Source organism: Clostridium celatum DSM 1785 (assembly GCF_000320405.1).
Taxonomy (GTDB): domain Bacteria; phylum Bacillota; class Clostridia; order Clostridiales; family Clostridiaceae; genus Clostridium; species Clostridium celatum.
Genome location: NZ_KB291647.1, coordinates 31612 through 50853, shown reverse-complemented (window position 1 = coordinate 50853; position 19242 = coordinate 31612). Strand labels below are relative to the sequence as shown.

The 19242-nt window shown below is 28.7% G+C and carries 19 protein-coding genes and 1 pseudogene; 1 reads left to right on the top strand and 19 read right to left on the bottom strand.

Features of this window, described 5'->3' with window-relative positions; translation table 11 throughout:
* Positions 1–151: 151 nt before the first annotated feature.
* From HMPREF0216_RS08960 to HMPREF0216_RS08895, 14 genes and pseudogenes are all read right to left on the bottom strand, one after another.
* Positions 152–1078: a transketolase family protein gene (locus HMPREF0216_RS08960; RefSeq protein ID WP_005213722.1), complete on the bottom strand. Its 927-nt coding sequence runs from the start codon at positions 1076–1078 to the stop codon at positions 152–154.
* A gap of 12 nt (positions 1079–1090) precedes the next feature.
* Entirely contained in the window at positions 1091–1903 is an 813-nt protein-coding gene (locus tag HMPREF0216_RS08955; RefSeq protein WP_040419537.1) for a transketolase, read from the bottom strand.
* A 17-nt stretch (positions 1904–1920) separates the two neighbouring features.
* Positions 1921–2922, bottom strand: coding sequence for a LacI family DNA-binding transcriptional regulator (locus HMPREF0216_RS08950; protein WP_005213720.1), 1002 nt, complete (start codon positions 2920–2922; stop codon positions 1921–1923).
* A 276-nt stretch (positions 2923–3198) separates the two neighbouring features.
* Positions 3199–4104: a ribose ABC transporter substrate-binding protein RbsB gene (rbsB, locus tag HMPREF0216_RS08945; protein ID WP_005213719.1), complete on the bottom strand. Its 906-nt coding sequence runs from the start codon at positions 4102–4104 to the stop codon at positions 3199–3201.
* A 23-nt stretch (positions 4105–4127) separates the two neighbouring features.
* Positions 4128–5066, bottom strand: a complete 939-nt coding sequence (locus HMPREF0216_RS08940) for an ABC transporter permease (RefSeq protein WP_040419535.1) — start codon at positions 5064–5066, stop codon at positions 4128–4130.
* Positions 5067–5086: 20 nt separating this feature from the next.
* Complete coding sequence (locus tag HMPREF0216_RS08935; RefSeq protein ID WP_005213717.1) at positions 5087–6589, bottom strand: sugar ABC transporter ATP-binding protein; 1503 nt, start codon at positions 6587–6589, stop codon at positions 5087–5089.
* Positions 6590–6615: 26 nt separating this feature from the next.
* Positions 6616–7011 (bottom strand): D-ribose pyranase, encoded by a 396-nt coding sequence (gene rbsD, locus HMPREF0216_RS08930; RefSeq protein ID WP_005213716.1) that lies wholly within the window; start codon positions 7009–7011, stop codon positions 6616–6618.
* A gap of 2 nt (positions 7012–7013) precedes the next feature.
* A pseudogene (gene rbsK, locus HMPREF0216_RS08925) lies at positions 7014–7941 on the bottom strand (ribokinase).
* A 214-nt stretch (positions 7942–8155) separates the two neighbouring features.
* Positions 8156–8680, bottom strand: coding sequence for a DUF308 domain-containing protein (locus HMPREF0216_RS08920; RefSeq protein WP_040419533.1), 525 nt, complete (start codon positions 8678–8680; stop codon positions 8156–8158).
* Between the two features lie 160 nt (positions 8681–8840).
* Entirely contained in the window at positions 8841–10115 is a 1275-nt protein-coding gene (locus tag HMPREF0216_RS08915) for an MFS transporter (RefSeq protein ID WP_005213712.1), read from the bottom strand.
* Positions 10105–10905, bottom strand: a complete 801-nt coding sequence (locus tag HMPREF0216_RS08910) for an ABC transporter ATP-binding protein (RefSeq protein ID WP_005213711.1) — start codon at positions 10903–10905, stop codon at positions 10105–10107. The genes HMPREF0216_RS08915 and HMPREF0216_RS08910 overlap by 11 nt, the downstream gene beginning before the upstream one ends.
* Before the next feature lie 2 nt (positions 10906–10907).
* Positions 10908–11915 carry a FecCD family ABC transporter permease gene (locus HMPREF0216_RS08905; RefSeq protein ID WP_005213710.1) on the bottom strand — a complete coding sequence of 336 codons (1008 nt, stop codon included), beginning with the start codon at positions 11913–11915 and terminating at the stop codon, positions 10908–10910.
* Complete coding sequence (locus HMPREF0216_RS08900) at positions 11915–12907, bottom strand: FecCD family ABC transporter permease (RefSeq protein WP_005213709.1); 993 nt, start codon at positions 12905–12907, stop codon at positions 11915–11917. The genes HMPREF0216_RS08905 and HMPREF0216_RS08900 overlap by 1 nt, the downstream gene beginning before the upstream one ends.
* Positions 12894–13844, bottom strand: coding sequence for an iron-hydroxamate ABC transporter substrate-binding protein (locus tag HMPREF0216_RS08895; RefSeq protein WP_005213708.1), 951 nt, complete (start codon positions 13842–13844; stop codon positions 12894–12896). Before HMPREF0216_RS08895 ends, HMPREF0216_RS08900 begins: the two co-directional genes overlap by 14 nt.
* Positions 13845–14220: 376 nt before the next feature.
* On the opposite strand from HMPREF0216_RS08895, the gene HMPREF0216_RS08890 reads away from it, so the two are divergent.
* Positions 14221–15225: a helix-turn-helix domain-containing protein gene (locus HMPREF0216_RS08890; RefSeq protein WP_005213707.1), complete on the top strand. Its 1005-nt coding sequence runs from the start codon at positions 14221–14223 to the stop codon at positions 15223–15225.
* A 266-nt stretch (positions 15226–15491) separates the two neighbouring features.
* Here HMPREF0216_RS08890 and HMPREF0216_RS08885 read toward each other — a convergent pair whose 3' ends face one another.
* From HMPREF0216_RS08885 to HMPREF0216_RS08870, 5 genes are all read right to left on the bottom strand, one after another.
* Positions 15492–15929: a MarR family winged helix-turn-helix transcriptional regulator gene (locus tag HMPREF0216_RS08885; RefSeq protein WP_005213706.1), complete on the bottom strand. Its 438-nt coding sequence runs from the start codon at positions 15927–15929 to the stop codon at positions 15492–15494.
* 159 nt (positions 15930–16088) lie between these two features.
* Positions 16089–16835, bottom strand: coding sequence for an MATE family efflux transporter (locus HMPREF0216_RS17505; protein WP_005213705.1), 747 nt, complete (start codon positions 16833–16835; stop codon positions 16089–16091).
* 5 nt (positions 16836–16840) lie between these two features.
* On the bottom strand, positions 16841–17452 hold the full coding sequence (locus tag HMPREF0216_RS17500; RefSeq protein WP_005213704.1) for an MATE family efflux transporter: 612 nt from the start codon (positions 17450–17452) through the stop codon (positions 16841–16843).
* A 319-nt stretch (positions 17453–17771) separates the two neighbouring features.
* The gene (locus tag HMPREF0216_RS08875; RefSeq protein WP_005213703.1) at positions 17772–18284 is read right to left on the bottom strand and encodes a flavin reductase; all 513 of its coding nucleotides are present in this window, start codon (positions 18282–18284) and stop codon (positions 17772–17774) included.
* 156 nt (positions 18285–18440) lie between these two features.
* Positions 18441–19208, bottom strand: a complete 768-nt coding sequence (locus tag HMPREF0216_RS08870; protein WP_005213702.1) for a sugar phosphate isomerase/epimerase family protein — start codon at positions 19206–19208, stop codon at positions 18441–18443.
* Between the last annotated feature and the right edge of the window lie 34 nt (positions 19209–19242).

Below are 19242 nucleotides of genomic sequence, written 5' to 3'. Positions count from 1 at the left end.
TGTTGCCCATGCTGGGCACACACAAAAAAAAGCCATGTAGTCATATATCCCACATGGCTTCAAATAAATTATGATTTCACTTAATTTATCATTACCAGAGATACAATCCTACGCTAATAGACTTGTATCTGCTTTTTAATAAATTAATTATCTAGCATAATATACTTCTTACTTCTTCAATAATTTTTTCAGCTGTCAATCCATACTTATTCATTAATTCATTAGGAGTTCCAGATTCACCAAAGGTATCTTGAATACCTACCATTTTAACTTTAGTTGGATACTCACTACATACAACTTGCGAAACAATAGCACCAAGCCCACCAATTATAGAATGTTCTTCTGCAGTTACTATTCCCTTAGTTTCCTTTGCTGCCTTTATTATTATTTCTCTATCTATTGGCTTAATTGTTGACATATTAATAACTCTTACATTAATACCTTCTGCCTCTAAAGCTTTTGAGGCTTCTATAGCCTTTTGAACCATCATACCAGTTGCAATTACTGTTACATCATTACCAGCTCTAAGTTCTGTTCCTTTTCCTATTTCAAAGTTATAATCATCACCAAATATATCTTCAGTATTGCATCTTCCAAATCTTAAATAGACTGGACCATATATTTCTGCAGCTGCCTTTGTAGCTTGCATTGCTTCTCTATGATCTGCTGGCACTATAACAGTCATATTAGGAAGCGAATTCATTAAAGCTATATCTTCAATAGATTGATGTGAACCACCATCCTCACCTACTGTTATACCTGCATGAGTTGCTGCTATTTTAACATTAACTTTAGGATAACATATTGAATTTCTTATTATTTCAAAGGCTCTTCCAGTTGCAAAAACTGCAAATGTACTTGCAAAAGGTACACATCCTACATTAGCTAATCCTGCTGCCATTCCCATTAAGTTTTGTTCAGCTATTCCAACATTAAAAAATCTATTACTAAACTCTTTCTTAAAATCTGCTGTTTTTGTTGATTTAGAAAGATCCGCATCTAACACTACAACATTTTTATTCTCTTTTCCTAATTCAACTAGTGCCATTCCATATGATTCTCTTGTTGCTTTTCCCATCTTTAGATCCTCCTAATTATTTATATCAATTAACGCTTTTTCAGTTTGTTCCTTATTAGGTGCTTGTCCATGCCAACCTGCTTCATTTTCCATAAATGAAACACCCTTACCTTTTATAGTCTGCGCAATTATTATACTTGGCTTTCCTTCTATTCTATCTGTTATATTCATAGCTTCATGTATTTCATCAAAATCATGACCATTACAAGTAACTACATTAAATCCAAAGCTTTTAAACTTTTCATCTAATGGACTTACTCCCATTACATCCTCATTATTACCATCAATTTGTAATCCATTATTATCTATAATAACTACTAAATTATCTAGTTTATAATGAGATGCTGCCATTGTAGCTTCCCATACTAATCCTTCCTGTAGTTCTCCATCACCTAAAACTGTATATACCTTCGCTGTACTTTTCTTATACTTAAGCCCTAATGCCATACCTACAGCATTTGATACACCTTGTCCTAATGATCCTGTAGATACATCAACTCCTGGTATCTTTTTAGCATCTGGATGTCCTTGAAGCATTGCTCCAAGTTTTCTTAAGTTTTTTAATTCTTCTTTATCGAAAAATCCTTTTTCAGCCAGTACTGAATAAAGTGCTGGAGCTGCATGTCCCTTACTTAATACAAATCTATCTCTATTTTCATCTTTTGGATTATTTACATCAACATTCATCTTTTCATAATAAAGATATGTAAGTATATCTGCACAAGATAATGATCCCCCTGGATGACCAGACTTTGATTCATATAACATTTCTATAATATTTGTTCTAATATCTTTTGATTTAGAAATTAACATTTCCTTATTCATTTTATCCACCAACCAATCTATCTTATTGTCTTTCTCTCTACTAAATACGGACTCAAATTTATTATATGTTTTGATTTATTTTTCTTATTTATTTCATTCATCAATAACTTACAAGATTCTTCTCCCATCTTGTATATAGGTTGAGCTATTGTAGTTAATTCAGGCTCAATAAAAGAACAAATCCCTATATTATCATATCCTAGTATTCCTATATCATTAGGTATAGAGTACCCTTTTCTAAGCAAACATTTCATGCCTCCAATTGCCATAACATCACTGCTGTAGAATATTGCATCAATTAATTTATTTTTCTTTATTAAATTTTCTGTTGCTCTTATTCCACCTTCTAATGAAAATTCCTCTTCTAATATAAGTTCTTCATCAAATATTTTATACTCTTTCGCTGTTTCACAAAAATATTCTAATCTCGAATTAGCTAATACTCCTTTATTATTTCCTCCAACAAAAGCTATATTTTTATATCCTTTTTTAATTAAATACTCTATTCCAAGTTTTATTCCACTTTTGTTATCACAAAATACTCCATTAATATTTTCTTGCTCATCAATATGCCTATCTAATATAACAAAGGGAATTTCATTACTCTTTAATAATTCTGTAGAATTATTTTTTTCCCCACTTGATGCAATTACTACCCCATCTATAAGCTTGCTTATAAGTAGCCTTACATATTCCTCTTCCTTACTTCCATTATTAAAAGTGTTACAAAGAATCATACTATATCCATACTTTTCTGCTTCAGATTCAATAGCCTTTGCCATTTCTGAAAAGAATGGATTTTCTATATCTGGAATTATAAAACCAATAGTGTAAGTCTTCTTAGTACTAAGACTTCTTGCCAAAGAATTGGGTATATAATTCAATCTTTTTGCGGCCTCTAATATTTTATTTCTAGTTTCTTCAGATACATTTATATCTTTTTTATTTAATACCATAGATACTGTTGTTTTTGATAAATTTACTTCTTTTGCAATATCTAATAGTGTTGTTTTGCTCATAATCTACACCTCATAAACTAATGCCCTAAATCATAAATTTAGTTTTAGTAGGCTATAAAGCTTAATAACTTTATTTCCCCTAAGCTATATATTACACCATTTTAATAAATTGCGAAGCAATTTATTTAGGTAAGGGTCTAGAGTTAGCGAAAGGTTAAGAGTAAAGAAATAAAAGTGAAAAATTAATGTTTAAACCTCTTAATAATTTTCTAAAATCTATTTTTTAAATTCAGCATGGCTGAATTTATTCATTCCCTCTTCACTCCTAACTTTTACTTATTGACTTACAATTTTTAAGTCGGCTGCAATCTCCTTATCAACCTTTTCACCATTATATATTTTTTCTGCAAGTTGAACTCCTAATGCTCCAATTAGATCTGGTTGTTGAGCTACTGTTGCTGTCATTTCTCCCTTTTCTATTGCATCTAAAGCATCATCTCCACCATCAAAACCTATAATAATTGCATTTATATTACTAGCTTTAATAGCTTTTGCTGCTCCTAGTGCCATTTCATCATTATGAGCAAATACTACCTGTATATCCTTATTACCTTGTATTACATTTTCCATAACTGAAAGTCCTTTTTGTCTATCAAAATCAGCTGCTTGACTAGATACAAAACTTACATTTGAATTATAATCTAAAATGCTGTGGAAACCCGCTCCTCTATCTCTTGTAGCTGAAGCTCCAGGAATACCTTGCAGCTCAACTACATTTATCTTTTCTGAATCTCCTAATTGTTCTAATGCAAATTCAGCTGCCATAGCTCCGCCTTTAACATTGTCGGAAGCTATATGACTTGTTACTTCTCCACCATTTGCTTGTCTATCTAGAGTTATTACTGGAATATTACTTTCATTTGCAACTTCTACAGCCTTAACAACAGCATCACTATCTGTTGGATTTATTAGTAATGCTACAACACCTAGTTGTATCAAATCTTCTACATTTGATCTTTCTTTTACAGGATCATCTTGTGAATCTAATACTATTAGTTCATATCCTAATTTTTTAGCTTCCTCCTCTGCTCCATTTTTCATAGTTACAAAGAAGGGATTATTTAAAGTTGATAATACTATACCTATCTTTTTACTATCTTCATTTTTTGAGCATCCCATAAATGAACCCATTGCCATAATAGTTACTAACCCTAATGCCAATATTCTTTTTAAACTTTTCATGGTATATCCTCCCTTATTTGTAATTATGCTTTTTTTCTGCTTTTCTTATCTAATAATACAGCTATTAATATAACTAACCCTTTTACTATTGATTGATAGAATGGTGATACATTCATTAAATTTAATCCATTATTTAATACACCTATAATAAGTGCACCAATTATAGTTCCTGTAATTCTACCTTCTCCTCCAGCTAATGATGTTCCTCCAATAACAACTGCTGCTATTGCATCTAATTCAAAGCCTGTACCTGCATTTGGTGAAGCTGAACCTATTCTACTTGCTATGATAACCCCTGCAATTGATGATGCAAAACCTGAAATAACATATACAAGTGTCTTTACTTTAGTTGTATTTATACCTGATAATCTTGCTGAATCTTCATTTCCACCTAAAGCATATAAATATCTACCAAATCTTGTTTGTGATAAAACATATATAGCTATTATTAAAACGATTACAGTAATAATGACTGGAATTGGCATAAATCCTATTTTTCCGTTTCCTATGTTTACGAACTTTTCTGGTAATTTAGATATCGGAGTTCCATTTGTAAATACTAATGTTGCACCCCTAAATATTGTCATAGTTGCAAGTGTTGCTATAAATGCTTGTAACTTTCCTTTTGCTATTAGTAACCCATTAATTAATCCTATTACTATTCCAACTGCTCCTGCTGCTAAAACTGCTAAAAGTACATTGTTCGTTGATTTAATTATAGATGCTGCTAATGCTCCACTTATAGCTACTGTTGAACCTACTGATAAATCTATTCCTCCTGTTAAGATAACAAAAGTCATACCTACAGCAATTATTGCATTAGTAGAAACTTGAGTAAAAACATTGGTTATATTTGATAAAGTCATAAAAGCTGGTGATACAAAAGTTATTACTGCACATAATATTACTAACCCTATAAGAGATTTGTATTTATCTAAGTTTTCTTTAAATTTACCGTTCATATTAAATTCCTCCCTAACCATTAATTCATTCCAACTGCTAATTTCATAATACTTTCTTGTGATGCTTCACTTCTACTTAGCTCGCCAGATATTTTCCCTTCACTCATTACCATAATTCTATCACTAATTCCTAAAACCTCTGGTAAATCTGATGATATCATTATTATCGCTTTACCTTGAGCTTTAAGTTCATTTAATAATTCATATATTTCTTTTTTAGCACCTACATCTATCCCCCTAGTTGGCTCATCTATTATAAGAACTTCTGGTGATAACATTAACCATTTTGCTAAAATTACTTTTTGTTGATTTCCTCCGCTAAGGTTTTTTATTAATTGATCTCTATTTGGAGTCTTAATCTTCATTTTTTTTATGTAATAATCTACATCTTCTTTTGCCTTATTCTTATTTATTACTTTAAAAGAGTTCTCGTACTTTTTAAGGTTTGACAGTATCATATTTTCTGCCACTGATAAACTAAGAACGCAGCCTTCCTTTTTTCTATCTTCTGATAAATAACAAATTCCATAATCTATGGCTTCCTGAACACTCTTAATATTTACTTCTTTACCATTTAATTTAATCGTTCCTGAATCCTTTTTGTATTCTCCAAATATAGTTTTTGCAAGTTCTGTTCTTCCTGAACCCATAAGACCTGCAACCCCTAATATTTCTCCTTCTTTTACATTAAAGTTCGCATTATTAACTCCAGCTTTTGAAGTTAAATTTGAAACCTCCAGTATTTTACTTCCCTTTTTAGTTTCTCTATATGGAAATTGATCTTCTATAGTTCTTCCAACCATCATTGCAATTAACTTATCATTATCAATATCCTTAATTAATGCATTTCCTGCATACTTACCATCCCTTAAAACTTCTACTCTATCACATATTGCAAATATTTCTTCCATTCTGTGGGATATATAAATAATTGCTATACCCTTTCTCTTTAAATTATCTATAACTTTAAATAAATTTTTTGTTTCTACTTCTGTTAATGCAGTAGTAGGCTCATCCATTATTATTACCCTTGCATTTTTAGTTAAAGCTTTTGCTATTTCAATCATTTGTTTTTCACCAACATTAATGCTACCTACTAGCCTATTTGGATCTATATTACATCCTATTTGTTCTAGAAAAAGCTTGCTTCTCTCAACTAATAATTTCTTATTAATCTTTCCAGTAAATTTATTAAACTTTTCATTTCCTAAAAATATATTTTCAGCCACTGTTAAATTATTAATAACACTCATTTCTTGATGTATTATTGTTACACCATACTCCTCTGCTGATTTTATCCCCTTTATTTTAGCTTCTTCACCATCAATAAATATCTTCCCCTCATCTTTTTGGTAAACCCCACTTAATATTTTCATTAATGTTGATTTACCTGCTCCATTTTCACCCATTAGTGCTGTAACTTCACCACCGTAAGCTTCAATATGAACATTATCTAACGCTTTAACACCTGGGAATATTTTAGATACTCCCTCCATTTTTAACATTGGTATTTTTTTACTCATTCTAAATACCTCCCTTTACCTAATAACTAAAATACAACTCCTGATTTTAAAATTATATTTGCATATGGTGTTTGTTCACCAGTTCTAACTACAGCTTTACATTCCTTTAAATTATTCTTTAATTCTTCATGAGATATAAATGTTATTTTTACATCACCTATAAGTTTTTTTATTTCCTCAAATGTTTCTGGATTTATCTCTTTAGTTTCATTTGCTATAAGTACTTCTTCAATTTCTAATTCCATTAAGGTTACTTTCAGTGTTTCTAAAAATGTTGGTACTCCTGCAATTAAGGCTAAATCTATTCTTTCAGTTTCATTTGGTATAGGTAATCCACAATCTCCTATAGCTAACTTATCTGTATGTCCCATCTTTGAAATTACTGTACTTAAATTACTATTTAATAATGATGTCTTTCTCATAACTAATCCTCCGCATAAATCTCTTCTATTTCCTTTAAATATGGAATTGATGGCTGTGCACCTTTTCTTTGAACTGATATTGATGATACTTTATTTCCAAAGTTTACAGCCTTTATTAAACTTTCTTTATTTATATTTTTAAAATCTAACTTAGAGCTTAACCCCCCAATAAAGCTATCACCAGCTGCTGTTGTATCTATTGCATTAACCTTATATGCTGGTACTAATTCACAAAAATCTTTTCCTATTACAGCTGCTCCTTTAGAACCTAAAGTTATTATTACAAAGTTAACTCCCTTTTCCAAAAATGCTTGTCCAGCTTTATTTGCATCTTCTAAAGTTTCAACTTTTATTCCTGTTAATACCTCTGCCTCTGTTTCATTTGGCACTATAATATCTGTTACTTTCAAAAGTTCTTCATTTATTTTCTTTGCAGGAGCTGGATTTAATATTGTTATCTTTCCAAGCTCCTTTGCTTTTAAAAATGCTTTTAAAGTCATTTCTTCAGATGTTTCAAATTGAGATATCAATATATCATATTCTTTAATCTTTTCTACTGAAGCTTCAATTTCATATTCATCTATTGTCATATTTGAACCTGCTACAACTATTATTGAATTATTGCCATTTTCATTAACCATAATAATTGCCATTCCCGTTGCTTCTCTTTTATCCTCAAAAACATATTACATCTATATTATCTTCTATTAATTTATCTTTAAGAATTTGTCCATTTTCATCTTTTCCTATTTTAGCTATCATGGCTACTTCTGCACCACATCTTTTAGCTGCAACTGCTTGATTTGCACCTTTTCCTCCAGCTATCTTTTCAAATGATTTTGATAGAATAGTTTCTCCTACTCTTGGTATATCATTAACCTTTACAACTAAGTCCATATTCATACTTCCAAGTACACATACCTTATTCATAAATTCATCACCTCTATATTTATAACTCTATTTACCTACTGAATCGGTTTACTAAATCGGTTAACTTTATAATACACCTTATGTAAACGTTTTGCAATAGTTTTGAAAAATTTATTTTATTCTTTTTAAATTCTTAAATATCATTTCTTATTTAAACAAAAAAGATATTTTCAAGCTGATATAACTCACTCAAAAATATCTTTTATTTAATAATCTAATCTATAAGCTCTTCTTTTCCATTATGAATACTTATTAATTCAAATATTCCTTCAAAAATAAGTTCAAATCCTAATATTAATATATGCTCTGTAACCTTTCCTAATGGATCAAAAATTAATAAAATTGATAATGTGAATTCTATTATTGCTTTTATTAATGATAAAAATCCATTTTTCCCTTTATAAAAATAATATAATGCTTCATTTAAATAATTTGCTGATTTATTTAAACCAGATAACCCCCAAAATATACAAACTACAACTAAAGCATTATCTAGTTGAAGTAACATAGCAATAGCAACTGCTATTATTACAATTGATCTCTCTAATTTTTTCTTCTCTAAACTTGCATAATCCTTTTCCTTAATGCCTTCAACCATCTTTATTGTTCCCTTTATTAAAAGCACTATCGCACATATACTAGGCAACCATACATATATTTCTTGATGATAGATAGTACAAATAACACCATTTATAATTATTAATATTGTTGATATATAATCCCATATTTTATTATTCATATTATTTCCACCTTTCAAATTCATGTATAATCATTAGTTTACACAAGTTTACCAAAATTTATTGTTTTTTTATATAAATATATAGTAAGTTTTTTATAAAAAAACCATGTAGGCATATACCCACATGGTTTTAAAATAATTTCAATAAAATGTTAAACTATTAACCATTTTGTATTTCTCTTACATTCCACTTAATAAATAACATAAGTCCAATATTAAATATAGCAGTTACTATAAGTATTATTCCGATTGGTATTCCCATATCAATAACCTGTCCAAACAACAATTGACCTGGTGCCACACTTACAGTTGCTACTGCTGTTGAAAATGCTGATACACGACCTAACATTTCACTTGGTACTTGTTTTTGTATGAATGTTAATGTTAATATATTCGATAATGCTAAAGATAGCATTATTGCTAAACCTCCAAAGGCAAAAAGCCCTGCTAACGCATAATTATTTAACTTTATAAACCCTAGCGTAGACATTAAGATAACTCCTGCTATCATAGGAAAATATGTATAATGAACTTTTTTCATTGAAAACATATTAGGTTTTATACTTATCACAAATCCGCCTAATATCATTCCTAAAACACATATACCTTCTACTATTCCATAAATCTCTGATGAAAGTCCTAAAAATATATTTATAAAGTATGGTGCAACTATTGATAATATTGGTACTAAGAAAATATTACAAAATGCATAAGAAGCTATAATTCCAAGCACAACTTTCTTTTCCCTTTTTAAATAAATAAAGCTATCTTTCATATCTAAAAATGATTTTTTAATAAAGCTTATTGACAGTAATTTTTCTTTTTCATTATCAATAGCTATTTCATTATTGTTAATATCCTTACTTTTCACTACATCAGGAATATCTAAGAACATTTCCATTATTGCAGAAATTAAAAAGCTTACTGCATTTATTATTACTATTATTTTTATTCCTAATATTCCATAAAGAAGACCTGCCAGTATGGGACCTACAAAATTAACAATTGATCCTACTTGATTTATTATTCCATTTGCAGAAGTAAGCTTATCCTCACTTACTATTTGTGGAATTGAGGATGTTACTGCTGGTCCATATAATGTAGCACATATAGACAATATAAACATAACAGTTCCAACTATTAATGCACTATCATTTCCTTTAAGTAACACAAAAGCATATGCTCCAATTAGTAGTGAACAAAATAAATCTAAATAAACCATTATTTTTTTTCTATTTATATTATCAGAAAGTCTACCTGCAATTGGTGCAAATAAAATATACGGTATTGTTGATATTGCTAATATGTTAGCAAAGGTAGCAGTACTCCCTGTAAATTCTAATAAATATAGAGACATACTAAATCTTTGAATTGCATTTCCAAAAAGAGAAATAATCTGTCCTATAACTATTATTATAAAGTTTTTATTTTTCATCTGTCCCCCTAAATAAGTCATATTCCATACATATTGGATATTGTCCATCTTCACTTATTGTAAGGTTCGCATCTATTCCATATATAGTATTTAAATTTTCTTTATTAATTACATCCAATGGTCTTCCTTGACAAATAATCTTTCCCTTTTTAAGCCCAATAATATTATCTGCAAATCTACAAGCATTGTTAAGTTCATGAAGAACTATAACTACTGTAATATTTTTTTCTTTATTAAGCTTTTGAAGTACCTCTAACACTTCTAATTGGTAAGACATATCTAAATAAGTTGTTGGTTCATCAAGCATTATTATTTCAGTTTCTTGAGCTAATGTCATAGCAATCCAAGCTCTTTGTCTTTGCCCACCTGATAAGTTTTCAACTCCTCTATCAGCAAATTCACTAAGTCCTGTTTCTTCTATTGCCCAATCAATAAGTTCCTTATCATGACTAGTAAGACCACCAATCATTTTTTGATGAGGAAATCTACCAAAAGCAACAAGTTCTCTTACTGTAAGCCCATCTGGACAAACTGGTCCTTGTGGTAAAAATGCAACTTCTTTTGCTATATTTTTTTCTTTTACTTTTTTTATATTTTTATTATTAATGAAGATATCACCGCTTTTAGGCTTATTAATTCTCGCTATAGTTTTAAGTAAAGTTGATTTACCACATCCATTTGCTCCAATTATTATGCTTATTTTCCCTTTTGGTATAGATAAACTCATATCTTCAATTATAGTATTATTTTCATATGCCACACTTAAGTTCTTTACACTAATAGCTTCCATAATTATTTCTCCTTCATCATTAAATAAATAAAATATGGTACTCCAAATATTGATACTGTTATTCCTACTGGAATCTCAATTGGAGAGAATAAGTTTCTTGAAACTGCATCTGCAAGAATAACTATAATAATACTTATCATTGCTGAAACTGTAATAAATTTCTTGTGATAAGGACCAACTAACTTTCTTGCAATATGAGGAGATATAAGTCCTAAAAATCCTATATTACCTGCAAAAGCTGTTGCTGTTCCCGCTAAAATAACTGCAAAAGTTAAGAACTTTTTTCTTTCCTTTTCTAAATTTAAGCCTAATGATATTGCTAACTCATCTGAAAGATTTAAAACATCTAGTTTTTTATGATTTAATAAAACTACCATAAACATTACTGCTACTATTGGAATTATTACCTTTGCATAGCTCCATCCTGATCCCCAAAGACTTCCTGATGTCCAAACTAATACTCTATTGTAGTCTCCAACACCACCTCTAAAGGTAAAGAATGTTATAAATGCATTAAGTCCTGCATTTAATCCAATTCCAATTAACAAAAGTCTTTTAGGCTTTATTCCTTTTCTACTAGACATCATATATATTATAAATGCCGTAACTGCAGCCCCTATTATAGCCATGGCAGGTAATACAAATATTGATAATTGCCCTAGTTCACTATAGTATGCTCCAGTTGAATATGTAATAAATAATACTGCTGCTACAGCTGCCCCAGCATTTATACCTATTATTCCTGTATCTGCTAAATCATTTTTAGTTACAGTTTGAAGAATTGCTCCTGCTGTTGATAATGCAATTGCCACAAAGATACCAACTAACATTCTTGGAAGTCTAATAGTTAATATTGCTGTATTTTGAAGTTTAGTCCCATTTCCCAAAAGAGTATTAATAACTTCTAAAGGTGAAACTTTATATGTACCCCAACATAATGTAACCATAAAAGAGACTACTAATAAAATAATTAAAACTGCTATAACTAGTTTAAATTTTTTCTTATTCATTATCCTCTCTCCTTTCTAGCTACTGATATAAAGAATGGTATTCCTATTAATGCCGTAAACACTCCAATTGGTGTTTCATAAGGATTAAATATCATCCTTGCTGCAATATCTGCAAATGTTAAAAGAACTGCTCCAAGTAAAAATGAACATGGAATATTTCTTCTATAATCTTCTCCTAATAATTTTCTAACTATTTGAGGCACTATAAGCCCTACAAAAGCTATATTTTTACCAACTGCAACTGCTGCTGCACACATTGGTATCATAACCATAAGAGTAATAAATCTTATTTTTTCTGGATTTTCTCCAAGTCCAATTGCAACATCATCACCTAAATTTAATATATTTATCTTTGGTGATAAAAATATTGCTATAATAAGTCCTACAATTCCTACTATAAAGATTAATTTAAAATCTGCCCAACTTGCATTTCTAAAACCTCCAGACACCCAGAATCCTATCATTTGAGACTGATTTGATAAAAGGCCAATTACCGTAGTTAAAGAAATAAAAAATGTACTCATAGCTGTTCCTGCTAAAAGTATCTTTGCAATTGAGTTATTATTTGCTTTTTTTGATATAAATCCTAAAACTATTATTCCAGTTATTAATGCTCCTATAAAAGTAGCTATCATTACATTTTTAGTAGTTATTCCTATTCCTGCTGCATAAAAAATAGCTATTACTAAAGTTGCTCCTTGGCTTATACCTAATATAGATGGTTCAGCTATTGGATTTCTAGTAACACCTTGAATCATTGCACCTGTTACTCCTAATACTCCACCTGTAAATAATACAGCAAGAGCTCTTGGAATACGTACATCTCTAACTAACATAAGTTCTAAAGTTTCACTATAGTTAAAAATACTATCCCAAATATCCGAAAATGTAATATGGACTGACCCTAGCCTAATGGCTAAAGTCAATCCTCCTGCTAAGAGTAACAAACTACAAATTATAAATATTATTGTACGTTTATTACTTTGTTTCATTTAACATTTCACCTATTTCATCTACTAATATTTCTCTTCCGATTGGGCTATATCCTTGGTTAAAGTATGGTGATGATTCTAATATTACTACATTACCCTCTTTAACTGCAGGCAAGTTATTCCAAATACTATTTGCTTCTAATTGAGCTAAATCTTCATCTGTTGCTATTGCAAATATATAATCTGCTTTAATTGCTGCTAATCCTTCATAAGTTACAACTGGTAAACTAATATCAGTTTGTTCCGGCATTCCTTCTGGCTTAGCTAATCCCATATCGTTATATAATACATCACCAAATCCTGCACCATCAAAAATAAAGAATTGTCCACCACTTGCTAAGAATGAAAGATATGTTGTATCTTCACCGTATTCAGCTTTGATTTTATCTCCAGCTTCTTTCGCTTTAGCTTCATAATTAGCTATCCATTCATTAGCAACATCTTCTTTATCAAATACTTTTCCTAAAGCTCTAACGTCATCTTTCCAGTTTAAAGCTTCTAATTGAATCATAACTGTTGGAGCAATTTCACTTAATGCATCATACATTTTTTCTTGAACTGTTGATATAACTATTAAATCTGGATTTAAGTTCATAACAGCTTCTACATCCATAGTATCTTGCATGCTATATCCTAAAATCTCTGCACCTTTTAATGTTTCTTCTAAATATGAAGGGAATTTAGTATAGTCATAAGCATCACTATTTGCAGTCCCTACAACGTCATATCCTAAAATTGACAAAATATCACTATTTCCACTTAAATCTACTATTCTTTGAGGCTCTGCAGGTATTTCAACTTCTCCTCTTACATCTGTAACTGTTACAGTATTTTCAGCAGTTTTATCCTCATTTGTTGTACCATTGCTAGCACATCCAACAAACATCATAGCTGTCATACAAGCTGCCACTATTGTTTTTAACACTTTATTCTTCATTATGTACCTCCATAAATTTATTTATTAATTAACTTTTCTTTTTCTCGTTTGACTTGAGTTAATTGTATATGAGAGTCATTCTCATTTCAACTGTTGCAACTAATTTAATAATTTTATCATCTATAACAATAATTTAATCCTAATATTCTAATTAAAATTATTATACCCACACCTTTTATAAATAATTTCTTATTTTGATAAAAAAGGAGCATCTATTATTTAGATGCTCCTGTTACCTTAACTTTTTGAATTTCCTTTTACTTAAATTTAATTATAATATAAATATTCATAATATAAATGTTTATTTTTTCTTATAAATATTTATAATTATAATATATTTATTTAAATTTGATAGTTATGAACATTGAGGGATATTATGATTGCTAGAACAACAAAAGATTTTCAAAATGCAGTATTAAATAAAATGACTTTTAAACCATATAAAACTCCAAATTATACTGTATATAAAAATGAAGTTAAACCTGAATTAGGATATTTCATTAAGTATACGAGAGAAGGATATTATGATTTTGGAATAGGAGATTACACTATACCTACAGACTTTTCTATATCTTTTGAACACTCAGAAGAAATAATGAGATTTGGTACTGTCTATACCGGTGAAACATCTTTTGAAATTGAAGATAATCCCATTTCTTCTTTTAGTCCATCTTCATTTTTTGTAGTAGAAAAGACAATTCAAGGAAAACAATTTTGGAAAAAAGGTCAACATTTTCATGGTGCGGAAATAACTATTCATAAACGGTACTTTGATGAAATAATTAAACCAAACTTTCCTAACACTATAGATTTTAATAACTTTATTAGTAATTATACTTATAGATATCTTCCTCTAGAAATATCTAAAATTATTCAAGGATTACGAAGTATGTCTGAAGTTGATAAGCTTACTTCCTTATATTTAGAAAGTAAAATTTTAGAATCTATTGCCTTACTTTCTAATGAATTGAATTCTTCACCTGAAAATGTTTTTACTAATCAATTAAATTATGGTGAAATCAAAATAGGCAAAAATAGATATATTACATTAACTGCATCTGATGCACACGCAATACAAAAAGCTCATGATATATTAACAAAAGAAGCATGCAATCCACCTACTATTAAAGCCTTAAGTAAAATGGTATTTTTAAATGAGCAAAAATTAAAAGCAGGTTTTTCAGCAAAATATCATATGTCTATTAGTCAGTATACTAATTCAATTAGAATGACACTAGCAGAAAATCTATTATCTACAACAGAGTTAGGTATTGATGAAATATCTAAACAGCTTGGATATAATTATAGTGGCAATTTCATTAAAATGTTCAAAAAGACTCATGGGAAGACCCCTTTAGCTTTTAGAAAACTTAAAATTTAATTACATAGTATATATTATATGTCATGGAAATAATTTATCTTATATAATTTTCCATGACATATGCTTCTTTAATTATTGATTTTTCTATTGATATATTTATTTCATGTATTTTTCATTAACTTAATTTTTATTGACACATCTTATTTAATGTCTTTCTACTCTATTAATTTCACAATTAAGGCTTAGTATAATCAAAAAAATAGAAAGCTATTATGAATTTATAATTTTTATGCATAAAGCTTTCTCTTTCTAATATACTATCCATGTTATCTCATCTTAGGTATAGTATCCATTATTCTATTTATTATATATACAACTTTATCTGCATCTTCATCACTTATATCCTCTAGCTTATCTGCCCATAAAGTATGATAATCAGTAACATAATATTGATGATATTTCATTCCAAGTTCTGTTAACTTAACTAATATAACTCTCTTATCATCACTAATTGTATACTTTTCTACAACAGCTTTTTCCTCTAATTCATTTATTAATTTAGTTATACTTGGAGTTGTAACGTTTAATTTACTGCTTACATCACTTATTCTAACATCTGACTTTTCCTTTGATAATTGATATATAGAATCTATTACATGTATATGCCTCGGCTTAAAACCCTTTGGAAGCTCTTCCATAGTTTCAGTTATTTTTTTTGCAACAAAGCAGGAATCAATTAATTCTTTAAATTTATCTATATTCATATAAATATCTCCTTATATCTTAACTATCAAAAATCCTTTTATACTAATTATACAGTAAAACTTACTATAAGTAAGTGTCCAACTTTAAATTTCTTAAAACAAACTTTTTAAACAATTCAAAAGTATAAAATTTTCTTTATAAACTATTATTTAAATTCTCTAAGCCTCTTTTAATTCACTATTAGAAACATTTATAGATAAATTACTAAATTCAACTTTTATTAAAATAATAGATAAAATTAAAGCAATAAAATCACTTATTGGTTGAGCAACAAATATTCCATTTATATCAAATAATCTAGGTAATATAAATATAAATGGTATTAAAGCAACTACTTGTCTTATTAGTGTAATAATACTTGAAGCTGTAGGCTTTCCAATAGATTGAAAGAAAGTAGTAGCTAACATAACAAATCCAAGAACAGGTGTAATAATGAAATTCAACCTTAATGCTATAACTCCAATATCTAAAAGTTCACTTCCTCCACCAAAAGTATTTATTATTAAAGCAGGCATGCTCTCAACTATTACCCAAATTACAGTTGTAACTCCAACTGATAATAAAGAAGCTTTAATAAATGTTTCTTTAACTCTATTACCATAACCAGCACTATAATTAAATCCTATTATAGGTTGAATTCCTTGGCTTATTCCACTAGCAGGCATAATTACAAATGTCATTATACTTGAAATTACTGCATATACACTTATAGCTATATCACCACCATACTTTCCAAGTTGACTATTATACACTAAAGCTATAAAGCCCATTGCAATTTGAGCTATCCAAAATGCAAATCCACAAGATAACACTCTATTAGAAATACCTTTATTGATTTTAAATATATTTTTATTAACTTTAACAAGAGTTCTATTTGTAAATACAAGATATAATCCAAAAACCATTGATACTACTGTCCTATAACCGTTGCTAAAGCAGCACCTTCAACTCCCCATCCTAAAGCAACTACAAAAATAGCATCTAGTATTATATTAGTAATCGCTCCAATACCTGTTACAGCCATACCTAAAATAGGATTGCCTGAAACTCTCACAAAATCACAAAGTACTAATGTTAAACCTTGAAAAACACATCCAAATGATACTATTAAATAGTATTTCAATGATAAATCATAAGTCGTTTCGGTTACTCCAAATATCTTTAAAAATGTATTTGAAAAAAATAATAATACCAAAGTTAATAAAACTTCAAAAATCACAGTCATAGTAAATGCATTCCCAAAAGATAAATTAGCACTTACTTCATCATTTTTTCCTCTAAATAGTGTAAATAATGTTGATCCACCCGCACTACACATTAAACCAAATGCTATCATTATAAATGAAAGTGGAAAACATATTGATAATGCTGCCAATGCTGTATTACCAACAAAATTCCCAACAAATATTCTATCAACTATATTATAAATAGCAGTTATTAATAATGATATTGATGCTGGTATTGAAAACTTTAAAATTAGTGGAAATAACTTTCCCTTTGAAAAATCTGCATGTTTCTCCATATAAACTTTTATTCCTTTATTCTTGTACTTACCAAAAGTAATTACTAATAGTAAGTATATTCTTATACATTATTTTTGTCAATAATATGAAAATACATCCCCTATAGTTAATAAGGAAATATACAGGAGTTACTGAAGAATATGAAAAAATAGTTAGTAATATTTTAATCACTAACTATTTTTGTATATTATTTACATACTTTCTTCATCTTCAAATACCTCACTTGGAGTTGTCACATTATTAACATTCCAATAATTTATTGTTGGCATAAGCACTTCTTCATAAGTTTAAATAATGATTTATTCGAATTTATATTTATTATTTTTTATCTACTTCATTTTCTAATATTTTTTCTATTTCCACTACATACATAGTATGATAATCTTTTTCTGGATACCATTGTTCACTAATACCTTTTTCTATAAAACACTCTTCTTTTAATTCTTGAGCATAAAGTTTTCTGCAAATTAAAGTTAACCTAGCTTCTTCAAAATAAGGTACATCATCATAATGTTTTAATGTTAAATTAGCTTTAGAAATCTTATCTTCATCTCTTCCTGATACTGTACCTAAATACCCTAACTCTTTTCTATAGGTATTTGGCAAGACAGAAATTGAAAGCTTCTCTGCTGAATCTACAAACTCTTTTGTATATCTTTGTGGCCTAATAAATATATATGCTACCTTTTTATTCCACATAATTCCTAAGCCACCCCATGATGCTGTCATAGTGTTAGCTTTTCCATCTTTTTCAGCCGTAAATAAAAGCCAATCCTTTCCTATCATATTAAAAGCATTTTCTTCAAATAATTCATGTTTTATTTCTCTCATAATATCCTCCTTTTATTCTTAGTATTTATTGTATTGTGTTAACTTTCATCTTATAACTGGATAAACCCATAGAATAACCTATATATTTTATATACAAGTCATTACTTTTTTTATTTGATACTATCACTTTTCCATAGTATTATATATAAATTACAGTTACTTACTGTTTCTATTCATCATAATTGAAAGTGATTCTACTGCTTCATTAAAGTTATTTACTTCAATTGTCATTGATGGATCATTACAATATTTATCTATTAAATCTAAAGTCATTAAAATATCAACATTTCCATTGTTAAATCCACAATGACTATCCCTTTTACCATCATTATTACTTAAATGTAAATGTCCTATTCTATTATTTAATGATTTAATTATCTCTTCTAATGATTCATTAGAGTAGCAATTAGCATGACCTATATCTAAACATATAGAAAAAATATTACTATTAACTTTATCAACAAGCTCTTTTAAAACTAATAAATCTTTCTCATATATATTTTCAATATGTATCTTTATACTTTCATCCTTATCACTTAAAAACTCTCTCCAAAAGTCTAAAGAGTTGTTTATATATACATCTTTAAAATATATATCTTCATAATAACACGAATGAAAAACTATTCTATCTGCGCCTAATTTTTTTGCTACAAAATATGCTTGATTATATCTAGTTAATGTGGCTTTTTTAATCATATTATCAAAACTTGCTGTATTTAAATCTAAAAATGGTCCATGTATGGATAATGATTTATTTTTTATTAAATCACCCATCTTTTCACAATATTCTGATATACCATTGTCATCCTTATCTAAAGTATATCCTATTCCAAATTCAATTATTTCAATGCCAATATCATAATCTTTTAGTATTTCACTAACTTTATCTTCTGGAAAAAGCTGTGATATATATATTTTTCCCATATCATACTCTCTCTTTTGTTAATATTCTATAATT